Origin of the sequence: Colwellia sp. BRX10-1 (assembly GCF_014077545.1) — a bacterium.
GTDB lineage: Bacteria > Pseudomonadota > Gammaproteobacteria > Enterobacterales > Alteromonadaceae > Colwellia_A.
This window is the reverse complement of the sequence record NZ_JACGWC010000002.1, coordinates 245,842-264,567: the sequence shown is the minus strand read 5'-3', so window position 1 is coordinate 264,567 and position 18,726 is coordinate 245,842. Positions and strand designations below refer to the sequence as shown.

Annotated in this window: 18 protein-coding genes; 4 read left to right on the top strand and 14 right to left on the bottom strand. The window is 39.6% G+C overall.

Going from position 1 to position 18,726, the window contains the following annotated elements:
- Positions 1-9 precede the first annotated feature (9 nt).
- Together H4J75_RS03630 and ubiE are read right to left on the bottom strand one after the other, a co-directional pair.
- Positions 10-624 carry an SCP2 domain-containing protein gene (locus H4J75_RS03630; RefSeq protein WP_220465225.1) on the bottom strand — a complete coding sequence of 205 codons (615 nt, stop codon included), beginning with the start codon at positions 622-624 and terminating at the stop codon, positions 10-12.
- A 26-nt stretch (positions 625-650) separates the two neighbouring features.
- Complete coding sequence (gene ubiE / locus H4J75_RS03625; RefSeq protein ID WP_182221359.1) at positions 651-1,442, bottom strand: bifunctional demethylmenaquinone methyltransferase/2-methoxy-6-polyprenyl-1,4-benzoquinol methylase UbiE; 792 nt, start codon at positions 1,440-1,442, stop codon at positions 651-653.
- Between the two features lie 173 nt (positions 1,443-1,615).
- Here ubiE and H4J75_RS03620 point away from each other — a divergent pair, with 173 nt between their 5' ends.
- Together H4J75_RS03620 and H4J75_RS03615 are read left to right on the top strand one after the other, a co-directional pair.
- A complete protein-coding gene (locus tag H4J75_RS03620) occupies positions 1,616-1,891 on the top strand; it encodes a hypothetical protein (protein WP_182221358.1) in 276 nt (91 codons plus the stop codon).
- Between the two features lie 21 nt (positions 1,892-1,912).
- Entirely contained in the window at positions 1,913-4,534 is a 2,622-nt protein-coding gene (locus tag H4J75_RS03615; RefSeq protein WP_182221357.1) for an immune inhibitor A domain-containing protein, read from the top strand.
- Positions 4,535-4,583: 49 nt separating this feature from the next.
- Here H4J75_RS03615 and recG read toward each other — a convergent pair whose 3' ends face one another.
- The 8 genes from recG to H4J75_RS03575 all read right to left on the bottom strand — a co-directional run bounded on the left by recG (position 4,584) and on the right by H4J75_RS03575 (position 13,804).
- Positions 4,584-6,674, bottom strand: coding sequence for an ATP-dependent DNA helicase RecG (recG, locus tag H4J75_RS03610; protein WP_182214574.1), 2,091 nt, complete (start codon positions 6,672-6,674; stop codon positions 4,584-4,586).
- An 86-nt stretch (positions 6,675-6,760) separates the two neighbouring features.
- On the bottom strand, positions 6,761-7,468 hold the full coding sequence (trmH, locus tag H4J75_RS03605; protein WP_182221356.1) for a tRNA (guanosine(18)-2'-O)-methyltransferase TrmH: 708 nt from the start codon (positions 7,466-7,468) through the stop codon (positions 6,761-6,763).
- Between the two features lie 165 nt (positions 7,469-7,633).
- A complete protein-coding gene (locus H4J75_RS03600; RefSeq protein WP_070375400.1) occupies positions 7,634-8,023 on the bottom strand; it encodes a RidA family protein in 390 nt (129 codons plus the stop codon).
- A 38-nt stretch (positions 8,024-8,061) separates the two neighbouring features.
- Positions 8,062-10,179 carry a bifunctional GTP diphosphokinase/guanosine-3',5'-bis pyrophosphate 3'-pyrophosphohydrolase gene (spoT, locus tag H4J75_RS03595; RefSeq protein ID WP_070375401.1) on the bottom strand — a complete coding sequence of 706 codons (2,118 nt, stop codon included), beginning with the start codon at positions 10,177-10,179 and terminating at the stop codon, positions 8,062-8,064.
- 170 nt (positions 10,180-10,349) lie between these two features.
- Positions 10,350-10,634: a DNA-directed RNA polymerase subunit omega gene (gene rpoZ, locus H4J75_RS03590; protein WP_070375402.1), complete on the bottom strand. Its 285-nt coding sequence runs from the start codon at positions 10,632-10,634 to the stop codon at positions 10,350-10,352.
- Between the two features lie 105 nt (positions 10,635-10,739).
- The gene (gmk, locus tag H4J75_RS03585) at positions 10,740-11,366 is read right to left on the bottom strand and encodes a guanylate kinase (RefSeq protein ID WP_070375403.1); all 627 of its coding nucleotides are present in this window, start codon (positions 11,364-11,366) and stop codon (positions 10,740-10,742) included.
- A 175-nt stretch (positions 11,367-11,541) separates the two neighbouring features.
- Positions 11,542-12,570, bottom strand: coding sequence for an L-threonine 3-dehydrogenase (gene tdh, locus H4J75_RS03580; RefSeq protein ID WP_070375404.1), 1,029 nt, complete (start codon positions 12,568-12,570; stop codon positions 11,542-11,544).
- A 22-nt stretch (positions 12,571-12,592) separates the two neighbouring features.
- On the bottom strand, positions 12,593-13,804 hold the full coding sequence (locus H4J75_RS03575) for a glycine C-acetyltransferase (protein ID WP_070375405.1): 1,212 nt from the start codon (positions 13,802-13,804) through the stop codon (positions 12,593-12,595).
- A gap of 175 nt (positions 13,805-13,979) precedes the next feature.
- Here H4J75_RS03575 and H4J75_RS03570 point away from each other — a divergent pair, with 175 nt between their 5' ends.
- Complete coding sequence (locus tag H4J75_RS03570; RefSeq protein WP_310733750.1) at positions 13,980-14,411, top strand: Lrp/AsnC family transcriptional regulator; 432 nt, start codon at positions 13,980-13,982, stop codon at positions 14,409-14,411.
- A gap of 14 nt (positions 14,412-14,425) precedes the next feature.
- On the opposite strand, the gene H4J75_RS03565 is transcribed toward H4J75_RS03570, so the two are convergent.
- On the bottom strand, positions 14,426-15,208 hold the full coding sequence (locus H4J75_RS03565; RefSeq protein WP_070375407.1) for a serine aminopeptidase domain-containing protein: 783 nt from the start codon (positions 15,206-15,208) through the stop codon (positions 14,426-14,428).
- 173 nt (positions 15,209-15,381) lie between these two features.
- Between H4J75_RS03565 and waaA the strand changes: the two genes are divergently transcribed.
- Complete coding sequence (gene waaA, locus H4J75_RS03560) at positions 15,382-16,674, top strand: lipid IV(A) 3-deoxy-D-manno-octulosonic acid transferase (RefSeq protein ID WP_083277978.1); 1,293 nt, start codon at positions 15,382-15,384, stop codon at positions 16,672-16,674.
- Between the two features lies 1 nt (position 16,675).
- Here waaA and H4J75_RS03555 read toward each other — a convergent pair whose 3' ends face one another.
- From H4J75_RS03555 to H4J75_RS03545, 3 genes are read right to left on the bottom strand one after another with little or no spacing between them, the layout of a single operon-like run.
- On the bottom strand, positions 16,676-17,482 hold the full coding sequence (locus H4J75_RS03555) for a DUF4198 domain-containing protein (protein WP_182221355.1): 807 nt from the start codon (positions 17,480-17,482) through the stop codon (positions 16,676-16,678).
- Positions 17,483-17,534: 52 nt separating this feature from the next.
- Complete coding sequence (locus H4J75_RS03550) at positions 17,535-18,053, bottom strand: DUF2271 domain-containing protein (protein WP_182221354.1); 519 nt, start codon at positions 18,051-18,053, stop codon at positions 17,535-17,537.
- A gap of 53 nt (positions 18,054-18,106) precedes the next feature.
- On the bottom strand, positions 18,107-18,697 hold the full coding sequence (locus H4J75_RS03545; RefSeq protein ID WP_070377110.1) for a PepSY-associated TM helix domain-containing protein: 591 nt from the start codon (positions 18,695-18,697) through the stop codon (positions 18,107-18,109).
- Positions 18,698-18,726 lie beyond the last annotated feature (29 nt).

The window sequence follows — 18,726 nt, the reverse complement described above, 5'->3', positions numbered from 1 at the left end:
CCTTGAGAATTAAGTTGAGGGAATTATTTTTTCAGCAAGTCGCTGAATACGTTCCGCTACTGTATTTGTTTGCTTAGTTATTTCAGTAACCTGTTCACTAAAACTACCGAGTTGACTGGCTGTGACCACTAAGCGTTTTTCATGCACTAGCCATTCGCTGGCGTCTGCTTGTATCTGTTGTGTGGCAAAATTAATTTTTTTCGCCCAGCGCTTACCTAACTGCGACAACTTATAAGTAGGAATATCACCAATATGCTGAGCAATTTCGCTTTGCCAATCGATTTCTAATGATTGGGCAATATTAGCAAACTGTTGAGCAACTTTAATGTCACCTTGAACATCGAGTTTCTCTTGCTTGATTAACTCCGTAATTTGTTGCTCTTTCTTTAGTTCACGTAAGGTTTTTATACTCGTATTTATTGTACAGTCGCTACGTTCAGTTAGGCCAGTCACTAACACTTTGTTGTTATTAACAGAGAAACTTAGTGGAAAACCTAACTCAGTTAATAAAATGGTCAATGTTTTTTCTTCTAAGGTCTGCAAAACACCGGCACCCTTAACATTGATTGCGAGTGCCTGATTAAAGGCAAACTCTACGGTTGAACAAAGCGTTTGTTGAAACATTAACTGACTACTGAAGTTTGTCACGATTAAAATTTATACCCTTTGTGCAGAGCAACAACACCACCGGTAAGGTTTTTGAAACTTGTCTGTTCAAAACCCGCCGAATCCATCATTTCTTTTAATGTTTCTTGATCAGGGTGCATGCGAATAGACTCGGCTAAATATTGATAGCTATCACCATCTTTAGCCACTAATTCGCCCATTTTAGGAAGAATATTAAAAGAATAAAAGTCGTAAGCCTTACTGATTAACTGATGTTCTGGTTTTGAAAACTCTAGCACCAATAAACGACCACCGGGTTTTAATACGCGGTAAATAGACCTTAGCGCCATATCTTTGTCCGTAACGTTACGTAAACCAAAAGCTATGGTGACAATATCAAAGGTATTGTCTTCAAAGGGTAAGTATTGTGCATTGGCTTGTACGTATTCAATATTTTGTACTAAACCTTTGTCACGTAACTTATCTCGACCAACATTGAGCATAGAGCTATTAATATCAGCAAGAATAACCTTGCCTTCACGACCAACTAGCTGTGAAAATTTTGCGGTTAAATCGCCAGTACCACCTGCTAAATCTAGTACTTTGTTACCAGGACGTACGCCACTAGCATCTATGGTGAAGCGTTTCCAAAGGCGATGAATACCAAAAGACATTAGGTCATTCATCACATCATATTGCGCGGCGACAGAGTGAAATACACTGGCAACCTTTGACTCTTTCTCGTTTTTATCTACCGTTTGAAAGCCAAAATGTGTGGTGTTGTCACTTGAAGAATTTGATTCATTTTCTTGATGATTATCTTGTTGAGCGGCCATCTAACATTCACTTATCACTAAAATTACTGACAGTTTACCGTATTTTTTAGCAATTATTAACACTTGAAATCAAGTGGTGGTGTTTTTTATTAAATGGACTGTGCTGGTTAAACTTTATCCACTAATTAATATGCTGTATTATGGTTATTATTATTGTTATATACGGCGATGTTATGAAATTTTATTTAGGGGTCGTGATGACTTTATTACTGGGGTGTCAGCAAACATCAGCACCACTAACCGCTAAAAATAGCAGCGAACAAGTTATTATAAAAAAAATTGTTTGTCGTCAGTCAACGATACCACCACTTAAGAACACGCAAAAGTTAAAAGAGCGGTTAATTGCCAATGGTAAAATTGATGGCTCATTATCTAATGAAGAAATAGATCATGCAGTTAATAACTATATTCGTAAGAAAAACGCGGCTTTGAAAAACTGTGCTAAATAACAAGTTACACAAGGAAAACTCATGAAGATACCCTATCTATTAGCTTTGTTGGTCTTAATAAGTCAGCTGCCTTTACGAGCAGAAAATATTGATGATATAAAACGTTTTTCAAAAAGTGCACCAGCAGATGCTGGTGTTATTAACAAAGAGCGTATTCTCTATTGGTTAGAAAAAAGAGGCGAATTGTCAATAAACGCCACTGACCAACAAAAAAAACAAGCACTGTCTAACTATCTGATAAAAAAATCATTTCAACCTAAAGTTTTGCCTCAGGCCTTATCAAAAAAAGTGGTAGCCGCTGAACGTTTTAGTAGTGGAGAACGCCGTAAAAAGATGGGCTTCAATAGTCAGTTGAAAAAAACGCAAATAGCCCATTATTTATTACAAGAAACGGCAGATGCTGACGTTGAAACCACGGTTAATGTTTTAGCGATACTGATCGATTTTAATGATTTAAAGCATAACGATAATGGTTTATCAGCGAATGATACCGATATGTTTTATGCGAATTATTCGCCTGCCCATTATAATGAGCTTTTATTTTCTGCGAGTGGATTTGATGGTCCATCAGGACAAAATATTGAATCGGCTTATCAATATTATCAACATGAGTCTGGTCAGAAATTCTTTTTTACCGGCCAAGTTAAGGGGTGGGTGACTGCAGAAAATAATGCCAGTTATTATGGTAGCAACGACGAAGAAACCGAAAATGATCAAAATGTTAAGGCGCTTGTTGTTGAAGCAGTTACACAACTTGTTGCTAATGGCTTAGATTTATCCCCTTACGACAAAACTGATTTATTTGATTTTGACGGAGACGGAAATGTTAATGAACCTGACGGTATTATTGATCATATTATGCTTTTCCATGCGAGTATCGGTGAGGAAGCGGGTGGTGGTAATTTAGCCGAAGATGCTATTTGGTCACATCGAAGTTTTGTGCTCAATGATACGGGTGATCAACCAGCTACTATTCCCGGTTCTGAGATAAAAGCGTTTGGTTATACTATTAATCCGATTGATGCGGCTCCCGGCGTTGTTGTCCATGAATTTGGTCATGATTTAGGTTTACTTGACGAATATGATATCGATAGTAGTGATATTGGGGCGCCTGTTTCAGAGTGGTCAGTTATGGCTTCTGGTACTTGGCTCGGTTCTCCAGCAGGAACTCGCCCGTCTGCTTTTAGTCCTCTGGCCCGTGATTATCTACAGGAGCGTTATCAAGGCAACTGGATAACTCAACGGCAAGTTGATTTTGCGACATTAAACAATGAGAGTATCTCCTTGGTTAGTACCGTTGATCATACTGCGGTTAACCAGATTAAGGTGAACTTACCGCCATCTGTATTAGATTTTCCAGCAGCCTACGCGGGAGAATATCAATTTTATTCTAATAAGGGTGATATGTTGGAAAACAGTATGTCGTTCTCTGTCGACTTGCCAGCAGGTACCCCGACATTGTCGATGAAGGCACGCTGGGAAATAGAACAAGACTATGATTACCTGCAGGTATTAGTAAACGACACCGTAATTAAGGGAAATCACAGCAAAAATAGCAATCCGTATTACCCAAGCATAGGTGAATATATCAGCGGAAATTCAGCCGATATTGCCAATGCAGAAGGTGATTTAAAATGGACTGATTTAACCTTTGATCTTGCTAGTTTTGCTGGACAAAGTGTTGTCATTAAAATTAATTATGTTACCGATCAAGCGGAAGGTGGTTATGGCTTTGTCGCAGATGAAATAAAAGTATTCAATGGTGCGAGTGAGATCTTTGCTGTCGATGGCGAAGAAGAAAATCAAGCTACACTTTCAGGGTTTAGCCGTTTAGCTGATAAAATTGCCGGTTTGCCCCATTACTATTATGTTCAATTACGCAGTCATACCAGTGTTGATAGTCGCTTAAAAAATATCGGCTATGATGCGGGCGTTTTGCTTTGGTATCGTAATGAAAATATTGCTGATAATAAGGTAGACGAGCATGCTGGCCAGTTATTTATTGGTGTGGTTGATGCGGATCAAAACTTAGTAAAGGCGTCTAATGGCAGTAACAGAAATTCGGCATATCAGATACACGACGCTGCATTTAGTTTATACGACCAACAACCTTTTAACGGTGATGTGCATAATGTTGCAAAGAGTTTTTTTAGCGATTCCAATGATTACTCTTCGCCAAGTCAACCTGAGTCTGGTGTTATACTACCCAAACTCGACTTTAGCATGAAGGTCGACTTGCAGAGCTCTGATAGTACTTCGGCAACCGTAACACTTTCAAGCTCTTCGGAAGCGTCTGATTTAAGCGTTTCATTTTCTCATTCAGCTAATGATTTAGTGGTGACCTTTACTTCAAGTCCAGTCGGGGGCGATTCACAATATAGTTATGCTTGGAATTTTGATGATAATAGTACCAGTAACATACAAAACCCTAGTCACACTTTTACTCAGGCTGGTACCTATAGTGTTGAATTAACGGTAATGGATAGCACAGGCCTTAGCGTTAAAACGACCAAGAGCATTACAGTTAGTAAAGCACCTGCTGTTGTTGTTACCGCACCAGCAAAAGTGAAAACCTCAGGTGGAGGAGCAATAAGCTTTGGTTTATTGTTGAGCTTGTGTTTATTGAGAATAATAAGAAAGTAATTTAGGCTTTTCGTTTTTGCTTAGTTGTTTTATTTCTATATAAAGCAGCTTAAGCATTGGTAAAGTATTCGCGATCGCCCATCCAACGCTGAATAATCGCTTGGGCATTTTGTGGGTGTTTTTTCCAAATAAGATAAGCATGTTGCTGTACTTCTGGAATTAAATGCGCATCTCTGAGCAAGTCTGCTATTTTTAGATCGGCGAGACCCGTTTGCTTGGTACCTAAAAATTCACCTGGACCTCGTATTTCTAAGTCTTTTTGTGCGATAACAAAGCCGTCATTACTTTCACGTAATACCGCTAAGCGTTTGGTTGCGGTTTTAGAGAGTGGGCTTTTATACATTAAGACACAATGTGAAGCGACTGTACCTCTTCCTACACGACCACGTAGCTGATGGAGTTGCGCCAAGCCTAACCGTTCAGGGTTTTCAATGACCATTAAGCTCGAATTGGGCACATCAACACCGACCTCAATAACGGTTGTCGCCACCAATAAGTCTAGTTCGCCTTTTTTAAACGTTTCCATTACTGACTGTTTTTCAGCGGCTTTCATTCTTCCGTGTATCAAACCAATTTTTAATTCTGTTAGCTGCTCTTGTAAATACACCGCCGTATCTTCTGCTGCTTGGCATTGTAATACTTCAGACTCTTCAATTAATGTACACACCCAATAAGCTTGTCGATTGTCTTCTACGCAGCCTTTTCGAATGCGTTCAACTACATCTTCACGGCGTGTGTCAGGTAAGGCGATGGTATTTATCGGGGTTCTTCCTGGGGGAAGTTCATCAATAATAGAGGTGTCTAAATCGGCATAGGCAGTCATGGCTAAAGTGCGAGGGATCGGAGTTGCTGTCATAATCAATTGATGCGGATAATTACCCTCAAAAGCGCCTTTCTCGCGCAGTGATAAACGCTGATGTACACCAAAGCGATGTTGTTCATCAATAATAATCAGTGTTAAATTATGAAAGATAACTTTATCTTGAAATAAAGCATGGGTACCGACAATCATCTGCATACTACCATTTTCGATATGCTCTAGTGCGCTACGTCTTGCTTTTGCCTTCGTTTTTCCAGCTAGCCAGCCGACGCTGATATCAAGCGGTTCAAACCAGTTTTTAAAATTAAGGGCATGTTGTTCTGCTAATATTTCTGTTGGCGCCATTAAGGCAACCTGAAAGCCTTTACTGATAGCAGTGAGTGCCGCAAGTGCCGCAACTAAGGTTTTTCCTGAACCCACATCACCTTGTACTAAGCGCATCATTGGCTGAGTTTTCATCAGGTCCTGACGAATTTCTTGTACCACTCTTACTTGAGCATTGGTGGGTGAAAAAGGTAATGAGGCTAAAAACTTATCACTGAGTACTTTATCATCGATTAAAGATATTGAACGATGAGCATCACTAGACTGGCGTAATTTCAGCATACTTAAATTATGCGCCAATAATTCTTCTTTTATTAATCGTAACTGTGCTGGATGCTTACCCTCTTCCAACTGTATTACTGAAGTTTCAGGGGGCGGACGATGAATAAGCGCCAAAGCTTGCGCGAGAGAATAATTTTGCAAATTAAACTCCTCAGGTAATAACTCTTCAACTTGGCCTCGTTCTAATCTAATTAACGCTTGCTCGGTTAAGTTACGTAAAGTTATTTGTCGTAAGCCTTCAGTCGTTGGGTAAACAGGGGTTAGTGTTTCTTCTACCTCGGTTAAAGCTTGGTCTTCATCAAGGGATTTATACTCAGGATGAATTATTTCAAAACCACGAGCGCCACGTTTAATTTCACCATAACAGCGAATGTTCAGCCCCAATGCTAAGCTATTTTTTTGTGCAGCGCTAAAGCGAAAAAAACGTAAGTTTACGGTTCCTGAAGCATCTTGAACGGTAACCAGTAACATACGTCCCTTGCCATTAATGATTTGGCTACCGGTGATTTCACCAATAATATTAGTGAAAACGCCAGGGAAACAGTCTCGTATTGCGGTAACACGAGTCCGGTCTTCATAACGATTGGGTAAATGAAAAAGTAAATCTTGTAGTGAGCGCAAGCCAACTTTTTCAAGTTTTTCTGCCATGCTTGGACCAACACCTTTTAAGCTGGTGATGGCTATTTGTGCGAGTTTGGCTAGCCCTTTTGACACTAAGTTATTGTCCTTTTATCATATAGTCAAATCACCTAAACGGCATATTTAAGGGCTTAGCTATAAAATTTCAGCAATGCTGTCGATTAATTATCTAATGCTTTCCAAGCTGCTTGAGTCATTTGCATCTGTTCCCACCATGATTCAGAGGCAATGATTTGTCCCTCTTCATCAATCACAGGATAAGGTAAGCCCTTACGTTTGCATGCCTCGGCAAAAATAGGATGACCACCTTCAAATAAGAAACGCTGACGGCGATTATCATCAATTCGAGCAGTGTCATACATTCCAGCTAATTGACGCTGACGTTGCGCTTCATACAAAACCACAGAAGAGGCGACAGAAACGTTTAACGATTGCACCATGCCAACCATAGGAATAACAATATCTTGATCGGCCATTGCAAGTGCAATATCTGAAGCACCAAACTTTTCTTGGCCTAAAATAATAGCCGTTGGTTTGGTGTAATCGATCTCACGAAAATCTACAGCGCTATCAGAAAGGTTGGTCACTAAAATTTGCATGCCTTGCTTTTTTAATTCATCAATAGCATCTTTAGTTGTCGTGTAGTTGTGCACATCAATCCAGTTTTGACTACCCGCAGCACTGCCGCCACGTACTTCCATTTCATCACTTTTCCAGATGGCATGTACATCACTAACGCCAACAGCATCGGCGGTGCGAACAACCGCGGCAAGGTTATGTGACTTATGAACACCTTCCATACAAACAGTTAAATCTGGTTGGCGTTTATCGAGCATCGCGTTTATTCTTTTTAATCTTTCAGGAGTCATTACACTTCACATCTACACTTTATGGTTCATCATCTAAAAATCGCTAAACAAATTTTTTATACGAGATTGTTTACATATTTTCGACGATTTGCTCTTAAATTTAACGGTTAGGTACAACCATTAAATTCAAGGAGGGAAAATATACTTTACAGTTAACAGCGAAAATTAGCCGACGTTAGGTAATTCCATCACGCCATCTATTTCAATTAATACGTCTTTGGGTAAACGAGAAACTTGTACCGCAGCGCGTGCTGGGTAGGGTTGTTGAAAATATTGACTCATTACTTCGTTTACTGTTGCGAAGTTGGCGAGATCCATCATGAAAATGTTTACCTTCACCATATCGTTAATATTACCGCCTGCGGCTTCACATACCGCAACTAAGTTCTTAAATACCTGATTAGTTTGCTCGGTAAAGTCTTCAGAAACAACAGTCATCGTCTCTGGAATAAGAGGGATCTGACCTGAAAGGTAAACGGTATTATTAACTTTTACCGCTTGGCTGTATGTGCCGATTGCACTGGGTGCGTTATCTGTACTGATAATTGTTTTCATAGTAATTCCTACATGGTAATTTTGTTAAAGACGATTGACTACTTATTGCGCACAACACGCTGAACATCAATCATCACTTTTATTTTTCGAATAATATCGGCTAAATGAACGCGGTCACGACAGGTTATCTCCATGTCAATCGCATATAGTCCCGAGTCTTTTTCACCAGAATTTAGCGCATGAACATTGGATTCACACTTAGCAATAACATTGGTCAATGCGGCGAGTGCACCTTGATGATTCATTATTTCAATACGTAATTTTGCAATGAAGTCTCGGTTAATATCACTGTCCCATTTCACTGGAAATAAGCTACCTTGTTCATGGTTTTTAATGTTACGACAACCTTGTTGATGCACCATTAAACCTTTACCAGGACTCAAGTAAGCTAATATAGCGTCTCCGGGAATAGGACGGCAACATTTTCCGTAACTGACCAACATACCTTCGCTGCCTTTGATTGGCATTTTGGTTTTACTGTTTGGATCGGCGAAGCCACTTTCTGCACTATCTATAGTAAATTCATCGGTTAATCGTCTAGCAATACCTATGCTTAACGCATTACCTAAGCCAATATTGACGAGTAGGCCATCAAGACTGGTATTACCGGTCTCCTTAACAACCTGATCAATTTTTGCTTGGTCAATGTCTTCGATATGGACTTTACCTAAGGCATGACTTAATAAACGTCGTCCTAAACCATAAGATTCTGTTTGCTCTTGTGAACGTAAATAAGTACGAATTTGTAAGCGTGCTTTAGCAGTAACAACAAAGTTTAACCAAGTGGCATTCGGTCGAGCGGCAGAAGAAGTTATAACTTCAATGGTTTGCCCTGAATCAATAGCTCGACTTAGTGGATAAGGTTTACGATCGACCTTAACCCCGACACATGAATTACCAACATCAGTGTGAACAGCATAAGCAAAATCGACAGCAGTTGCGCCCATCGGCAATTCAATAATACGTCCGTCTGGGGTAAAGACATAAATTTCTTCAGGAAATAAGTCTGACTTTACGTTCTCAATAAATTCAAATGAACTACCAGCACTTTGTTGTAATTCTAATAAACTTTGCATCCAACGACGAGCTTTCATTTGAGCTGTGGTGCCACTCTTGTCGCCGTCTTGTTTGTACAACCAGTGAGCGGCTACCCCTTTGTCTGCCATTTGATCCATATCTTGTGTACGAATTTGAATTTCAACAGGGATGCCATGTGGACCAATCAGTGAAGTATGCAGCGATTGATAACCATTTGTTTTGGGAATAGCGATATAATCTTTAAAGCGGCTTTCAATTGGTTTGAATAAGTTATGCACAGCGCCAAGTGTTCGGTAACAATTATCGATCTTATTCTCTACGATGACACGAAAAGCGTAAATGTCCATGACTTCATTGAACATTAATTCTTTATTGAGCATTTTACGATAGATAGAATAAAGGTGCTTTTCTCGGCCAATAACTTGCGCTTCAATCCCACTTTCTTTAAGACGAGCCGCAATTTCTTCTTGAATGTTATTAATAATTTCTTTGCGATTACCACGGGCTTTTTTTACCGCTGACTTTAACGCACGTGCGCGCATCGGGTAAAGGGCTTCAAAACCTAAAACTTCTAATTCACTTTTAATATCGTGAATACCCAAACGGTTAGCAATGGGGGCGTAAATTTCTAATGTTTCACGGGCAATACGTCGACGTTTATCTGGACGTAAAGATTCGAGCGTGCGCATGTTGTGTGTGCGGTCGGCAAGTTTAATCAGAATTACGCGTATGTCTTGCACCATGGCAAGTATCATTTTACGGAAGTTTTCCGCTTGCATCTCTTCTTTGTTATCAAACTTTAATTTATCAAGCTTACTGACACCTTCAACTAATTCAGCAACGGTATAGCCAAATAATTCGGCTAATTCGTCTTTAGTTACCGGAGTATCCTCAATAACATCATGGAGCAATGCCGCCATTAAGGTTTCATGGTCAAGGTGCATTTTTGCTAGGTTTAAAGCAACGGCTACCGGGTGAGTAATATAAGGCTCACCGCTTGAACGCATTTGTCCTTCATGCGCTTCACGCGCAACAAGGTAAGCTTGCTTTAATAAGTCAATTTGTACTTTAGAAAGATAGCTTGAAACAAGTTCTTTTAATGGTTCAAAAAGGTACACGCATTGAATCCTTGATGATTAAGCTGAACGGTCTTATTACCGCCAGTCAAAGCTTTGAGTCAGCATAACACAATACGTTATTCGTTAAATACTGACAATAAAAAACGCGTATCATTAACAATGATTACGCGTTTAGTTTATATCTCGTCGCTATAAGGCGACAAAAGATTTTATAGCTGTGGCTGAGCGCCACCAACAATGGCTGCAACAGCAGCAAGTTCTGCAGAGTCTTGCTGAACTTGTTCATGACGGTCGCTATTGTTCATTACTTCAGTAGTGATTAAACCGGCTTCAATTTCACGTAAAGCTATAACGGTAGGCTTGTCATTTTCAGGGTCAACTAAAGGATCTTTACCACCTGTGGCAATTTGACGAGCACGACGTGATGCGATTAACACCAAGTCAAAACGATTGCCTACTTTTTCTACAGCACCTTCAACAGTTACGCGAGCCATTTGGTCACTCCAACTTAAAATTTATAAAATAGTGCCGTAGTTTACTGAGCTACAGGCGATTAAGCAAGGTATATACCTATACTAGGTGAAAATACAGTAGAAATATTAGTCTTTTAATAATTCATCGAACATCAACTGATGCGTTATCGCTTGTTGCTGACATTTTAGGCGTTGGTTATTAACGATGGTGGTTAAGTCGCTCAGCGCCTGAGTAAAGTCGTTATTAACAATAATGTAGTCAAACTCAGTGTAGTGCGAGCATTCTGCTTTTGCTTGTGCCATACGAGATTTAATGGTGGCATCGCTATCTTGTCCGCGCTTTTTCAAACGGTCTTCAAGTTCTGCTTTTGAAGGCGGACTAATAAAAATTGTGGTGACACTGGGTTGTTTTATCCGTACTTGCTTGGCGCCTTGCCAGTCGATATCAAGAAAAACATCAATACCTTGTGCAAGTTGTTTATCTATCGCAGATGCTGAGGTGCCATAATAGTTACCAAAAACTTCAGCATACTCATAAAACTCATTTTGTTTAATCTGCTTTTGAAATTGCTCAACATTAATAAAATGGTAATGTTCAGCGTTATTTTCACCCGGACGAGGTGCTCGTGTGGTGTGAGAAACTGACACTTGCATCGGTCTTGCCGACTCTTGAGATAATAAGGCTTTAATTAAACTAGATTTTCCTGCACCGCTAGGTGCGGAAAGAATAAATAAATTACCGGGAGTTGTCACAATATTACCTTATAAAAGAGGTGAAAAATAAATAATGTTTATTATAACGAATTGATGGGGTATTTCATCTCTAAACTTGCTTACCGATAGCAAGAGCAGCATTGTTAATAAAAAAGCCAGCTTTTTAGCTGGCTTTATATTTTCATTAACAGGTCAGTTGATTAAACCAAAAGGTTTAACTTTCCCAGTTTAAGATAACTTTACCAGAAAGGCCTGAACGCATGGTATCAAAGCCTTTTTGAAAATCATCAATATCAAAATGATGAGTAATAATCGGTGATAAGTCTAAACCTGACTGAATTAAGCTCGCCATTTTGTACCAAGTCTCAAACATTTCACGACCGTAAATACCTTTAATTGTTAAGCCTTTAAAAATAACTTGGCTCCAATCAATGGCCATATCTTGACCAGGAATACCGAGCATAGCGATTTTGCCGCCGTTATTCATGTTTTCTAACATAGCTTTAAAGGCCATAGGTACGCCCGACATTTCCATGCCAACGTCAAAGCCTTCAGTCATCCCTAGTTCGGTCATCACATCAGTTAAACTTTCTTTACTGACATTAACCGCTCGAGTGGCGCCCATTTTTCGGGCCAAATCTAAGCGATATTCATTAATGTCAGTAATAACAACATGGCGCGCACCGACATGTTTAGCGACGGCTGCTGCCATAATGCCAATAGGACCTGCGCCAGTAATAAGTACATCTTCACCGACCAAGTCAAAAGACAAAGCCGTATGAACAGCATTGCCAAAAGGGTCGAATATCGCAGCTAAATCGTCAGATATTTCATCGGGTAATTTAAACGCATTATAAGCAGGGATCACTAAATATTCAGCAAATGAGCCTTCTCGGTTAACACCGACACCGACAGTATTTCGGCATAAATGTGTACGACCACCGCGACAATTTCGGCAATGACCACAGGTAATATGTCCTTCGCCAGACACCCGGTCACCTAAAGCAAAGCCTTTGACTTCTTGACCAATACCGACCACTTCGCCCGCATACTCATGCCCGACTACCATAGGAACGGGAATGGTTTTTTGTGCCCATTCGTCCCAGTTGTAAATATGAATGTCGGTGCCACAAATAGCGGTTTTTTTAATTTTAATTAATAAATCATTATGACCAAGTTGTGGTTTTTCACTCTCAGTCATCCAAATGCCGGGTTCGGCTTTTAACTTTGCTAATGCTTTCATGGTATTTCCTTTAATCCTAACCTTAACCAATAATGTTCATTGCTTTGCCAATACGAATAAAGGCAGAAATGGCTTTATCAAGTTGCTCTTGGGTATGAGCGGCTGAGATTTGAGTTCGAATACGTGCTTGCCCTTTAGGGACTACTGGGAATGAAAAGCCAATCACGTAGATACCTTCCGCTAATAAGCGGCTCGCCATTTCACTGGCTACTTTTGCGTCGCCTAACATCACTGGGATAATCGCGTGGTCAGCGCCCGCACAGGTAAAACCAGCAGCTTCCATATTTGTGCGAAAGTAACGAGCATTGTCTTTTAATGTTTTACGTAATTTGCCACCCTCGGCTAATAAATCAATCACGGTAATTGAGGCATTAACAATAGCGGGTGCTAACGAATTAGAAAATAAGTAAGGACGTGAACGTTGACGTAACCATTCAATCGTTTCTTTTTTACCTGAGGTGTAACCACCTGAAGCGCCACCCATAGCTTTACCTAGTGTGCCTGTTATAATATCAACACGGCCCATTACATCACAATATTCGTGGCTACCTCGGCCTTCTTCACCGACAAATCCGACAGCGTGCGAGTCATCAACCATCACTAAAGCATTATATTTATCAGCTAAATCACACACTGCTTTTAAGTTAGCGATAACGCCGTCCATCGAAAATACGCCATCGGTAGCAATTAATTTAAAACGTGCACCAGCGGCATCAGCTGCAATGAGTTGTTGCTCTAAATCGCTGGCGTCATTGTTAGCGTAACGGTAACGTTTTGCTTTACATAAACGCACACCATCAATAATTGAAGCATGGTTTAATGAGTCACTGATAATCGCATCTTCGGCGCCCAATAAGGTTTCAAATAATCCGGCATTAGCATCAAAACATGAAGAATAAAGGATAGTATCTTCCATGCCTAAAAATTGACTTAATTTTGCTTCTAGTGTTTTGTGAATATCTTGGGTACCACAAATAAATCGTACCGATGCCATACCAAAACCATGCTCGTCTAAGCCTGCTTTTGCTGCGGCGATAAGCTCAGGATGATTGGCCAAACCTAAGTAATTGTTAGCACAAAAGTTGACTACCGCTTCACCACTAGCTACGGCAATGTTTGGTTGTTGTGCTGTGGTAATAACACGTTCGGCTTTATATAAACCGTCTTCTTTAACTTGCTCAATTTGATCATTTAAATGCGCATAAAAACTTGCGTTGTTTGAAGAGTCGTTCACAACAATTCCTTATTAATAGGTTTGGATAATAATAGTATTATTATCCTAGACGAAGATTGAAAAAAGTGACACTAGTTAATTTTATGGTTATTTGATTAGTTAAATTGACATGTGACACTATCAAAATGACTATTGTTAGTGTCTAATTGGTTTTATTAACGGTTGACGGGTATAAATGATGATTACAGAAAAAGATGAAGAGCTACTCGCTATTTTACGATGCAACGCCCGAGCAAGTGTTTCTGACATTGCTAGAGCGACTGGCGTATCTCGCACAGCGATACAAAATCGTCTAACTAAGTTAGAAAATAGTGGTGTGATAAAAGCCTACAGTATTGTTTTAGGTAGTGAATATAGTAATCAGTTGATTTCGGCAAATGTATCACTAAAAGTAAATCCTAATCTTAGGCGAAATATTTGTATCGCGTTAAGAAAAATACACAATATTAGTCATATCTACTCTATTAGCGGTCAATATGATTTGTTAGCGACCATTCAGGCACAAACATTAAAAAAGTTAAATGAAATTCTTAATATGGTTTGTTCGTTAGAAGGGGTCGAACGGACAAACTCTTCTATTATCCTAGATACTGTGTTTGAAAAATAAAGCGTATTTACTGATCAGTTCAAAGTGGTGTTTAGCCATGAAGTCAGGTTGATTGCTAGGTACTTATTGCGGCGTAATAAGTTATGCCCTTGGTCAACGCCTTGAAAAATTTGGCTGGTAGAGTGACGGTCGCCATTCCATGAAAATAGCTCTTGGGCGGTTAAAAAACTATCGGCATGATGCGCTGAACTGACGAAATAAGCAGGAATATCAATTAAGTTTTTATAATGCTCTTTTTCCATATGATCCATAATAGGCGAAAGTATAACAAAGCTATTAATGCGAATTTTTTCTGCTAAGCGTACCGCTTCATTGACTGAGCAACCGCTGGCAACCAGTGAGATAGGTTGTTGCTCGCCAATTTTACTGCGCAAATAATTATAAGCCGCCAGAACATCTTTTTCCCAATACGAGGTCAGCATGGCAACTTCAGCTTGGTAGCTAACAATATCTTTTACTTGGTATTTTATCGTTTGGTGAGAAAAATCTTCAGATTCGCTTGCGCCATAGCCTCTAAAGTCAATGGCTAGTGCATTAATACCTTGCTCGGCTAGTAATTCACCCAGTACATTATAGCTTTCGCTACTGTGGGAGCAGTCATGGAGTAATAATACGCCGCCACCAAGCGCGTCTCCGAGATAATAATTAGCCGATAAGACAAAATCGTCGTCAGCGAGAAACGTTATTTTTTGCGGCGTATCTTTTTTATTTACTTGGCTAACATCTACTTGATTATATGTTGGTTCTTCATATTCTTGTGCGGATAATAAAGGCGCTAGTAGTATAAAGCTGACCATGGCGAACCCATGGTTGAATATGTTCTTGATGAAATGAAATTTGCTCATTTGCCTGCACTACTATTTTAGTTCCTTTAATATCACGACGATAACAAACTCCATCGGCTTTGGGTATTTTTATTGTTTGCTTAAGTCGCTATACTGCGTTTATCAACAACTAAAGAGTTTTTTCTGTGCGTTATCAATTATCTTTAATGTTATATCGACTTGTTTTTCTTTGCTTACTCCCGATCGTTTGGTTGTTACTTCAGTTTCGCTCAGTAAAACAAAAAGCTTATCGACAACGAATCAGCGAACGTTTGGGTTTTTTACCTCGAGAATTTAAAGCGGGTGGCATTATCGTTCATGCGGCGAGTGTCGGTGAAGTTATTGCTCTAAAGAGTTTTATCAGCCAGCTGCTAGAAACAAAACCTCATCGTGTTGTCACTGTCACTACTTTTACTCCAACGGGTTCAGAGCAAGTTAAAAAATTGTTTGGGGAACGTGTTCAACATTGTTATTTACCCCTAGACAGTACCTTTTGTGTGGCAGCATTTTTAAATAAATTGAAACCACAGGCGATGGTTTTTATGGAAACTGAGTTGTGGCCAAACTTAATCGCGCAAAGTGCAGATCAAGGAATAAAATTGTTATTGATTAATGGCCGCTTATCACAAAAATCAATGAACAATTATCGCAAGCTAGCTTGGTTAATCACACCGACAATTAACCGTTTTGATAAAGTGTTATGTCAAAGCCAAGTGAACTATGAGCACTTTTTAGCCTTAGGTGCCGATGCTGCTCGCTGCAAGGTTTCTGGAAATGTGAAGTTTGACATCAGTGTTAATCAAACAATAAAAGATAAGCAGCAAGAGCTGGCTGAATTTGTGGTCACCGAACGATTAATCTGGGTTGTTGCTAGTACTCATAAAGGGGATGAAAGTCTTGCGTTAAATGCGTTTGCTGAATTACTAAAAAGCTTGCCACAATTACTACTCATTATTGTACCGCGCCATCCAGAGCGCTTTAATGATGTCGCATCATTATGTTTAGCGCAAGGTTATAATATTGCCCGTCGCAGCACTCAAGAAAAAGTAACTCGTGATAAACAAGTTTGGTTACTCGATAGTTTAGGGGAGCTCTTACCGACGTGTGCTTTAGCTAGCGTTGTAACTATGGGGGGCAGTTTTTCGGATATCGGTGGGCATAATCCCCTTGAACCTGCGCTATTTAAAAAACCGATTGTCGTTGGCCCTAATATGAGTAATTTTGTTGAGGTTATGCAGCAACTCGTTGCTGAAAAAGGCATTATTGAGCTCACTGACCAAGACAGTGCGAAGATGACTGATGAGCTAAGTAAAATCATTGCTGATATTTTGTTATCAGAAAAAACGCAGCAAACATTGGGAGAAAATGCTTACCGCGTGGTAACACAAAACCAAGGAGCTAGTGCCCGAAGTGTAAAACAATTATTGACGTTACTTTAGTTTAATTAAGTTGTGCTTCAAATGTTAAAAAGACACTGCCCATTTGCTGGTCCGCCAAAGGAGAGTTTGGTGTGTCTTCTTTGTGCTCAGCAACTAATAAATATCGACCTGCAGCGTTCGGTGTGAAGGTGATTTCACCTTTTTCATTTGAGAGCAAAGTTAATGTTTGCGGGTTATTGCGGTAACGTGCGCCGTCGGCGGTAATTTCTACGGCAACATCTTTTTGTGCCTTACCATTAAATAAAAATTTGAAAGTCACCTTTTCATTTTCAGCAATATCTGATGGATGAGTAACCGGTAGCAATTCTAATAATTTACCTTCGGTTTTAAAGTTATCACTCGGTGCATTTAAAGTGACATAACTCTCTATTCTTGCATAACGATAAGTGGTTTTGATCGCAGTAGCTTCGGTTGGTAATTTGCCGGCTAGTTCTGTCTTATTAGCTGATAGTCTTTTATGGTCGCCGTCGATAGTATAAGAGGTGATAAAGCTAGCCTCACTGTTATTGGTGATTTTATAGGTCCCAGGATCTTTTAAGAAGTAATCAATGACACTTTTTCTATGGCCTTTATAGCTTGACGACGCTCTTGATGGCTTGCCATTAGGGGTAATAATTCTCACTAAATCTGCCCCCATAGCTTTATCAACATTAAAGGTTTCATTTGATGCAGTTATATCAACCATGATCCATTCGCCTTGTTCAGCAGACAAATTAAAGTGGCTTGGTAAAACCCAGCGAGAATGAGCGAAAGCTTGTGTACTAATGGCACAGGTTAAGGTGAACGCGATTATTTTTTTTAAAGTCATTTTATATTCCAAGTCTAGTGTTTACGTTTTTGAGTTAAGGGGATGAATACGTTTATTTCGGTAGCACAGTGAATTGTATTTCATCAGTTTCATGGCTTGCCGCTAAAGTAAATGTTGATTTTATGTTATTTAATACAAATGGTTGGCGCAAAATGGCTCGTCCACCGTTTTCTCTGACTACTTCAATAAATAAAGTATATTGTCCTTTTATTAGTGACTTTTTCTGATCATCTTCGGCCAAGAAAGTCAGAGGATATTTGCCTGCTGCGCGAGTCGCAGAAGTTATACCATCAACAAAGTCAGCATCTTTTTTACCGACCTTACGCCACCATCGTCGAATGTCCTTTAACCATTTCGTTTTTTCTCGCCAAAGTAATAAGGTACGTACTGGTTTTCCTTGTGAGTTTTCAATCCAGCTCGCAACATAGGGCGGATGATACTCGCCGAGTTGCTGCTTTAAAGTCAGTTCAAGCTCTAATTGTGCTGGCGCTGAGTTGCTCGGATTGGCAACGGCATTAAAATTTATCAAGCTTAATAAAATAAGTGATAACCCGATTTTGTTTATCTTCATATAAGTTCCTTTTGTGCTCACTCAAGTAGAGAGCGTTGTTCATGCTAATTGATTTAAATCCACCAGATAGCGGTAGAAATCATGGCGACAGTCACGGTTAAACTTACCGTTAAGGTACGATTAAATCGTCTTTGTGGCATGGCTAAAATAAAGCCACTTAGGGCAAATAGGATGCAAAGTAAACTGGTTATATCAATAATCCACCCCCAAAAAACACTGGTATTTCTTCCCTTATGTAAATCGTTCATTAGCGCCCACCAACCGTAGTCAGTTTCTTCAAAAAACAACTCTCCACTGACTAAATCGAGTGTAATAGCGGTATTTTTTCCTGCTCGTTTTATACTGAAAAACAACTCGTCTTGGCTACTTTCGAGGATCGTGTTGTTTAACGATACCGACAATTTTTGCTCAATAGCTGTCGAAACATTAACAATTTGTAGTGGTGTTAACGGCGGATTTTTAATCATAGACAAATCAATCATTAATGCTCTTTCTACAACGTCAGCTTTGCTGTCACGAAACCATTCAGGATGATTGAGGGTAATGCCGGTTACTGAAAAAAAGAGCAGTAAGCTCAACAATGCCATCGACACATAGACATGAATCAGACGAGAAAAACTTAAGGTACTTTTATTTATTTGCATAGCAGGTGTCAGGGTCTTTAATTTATTAA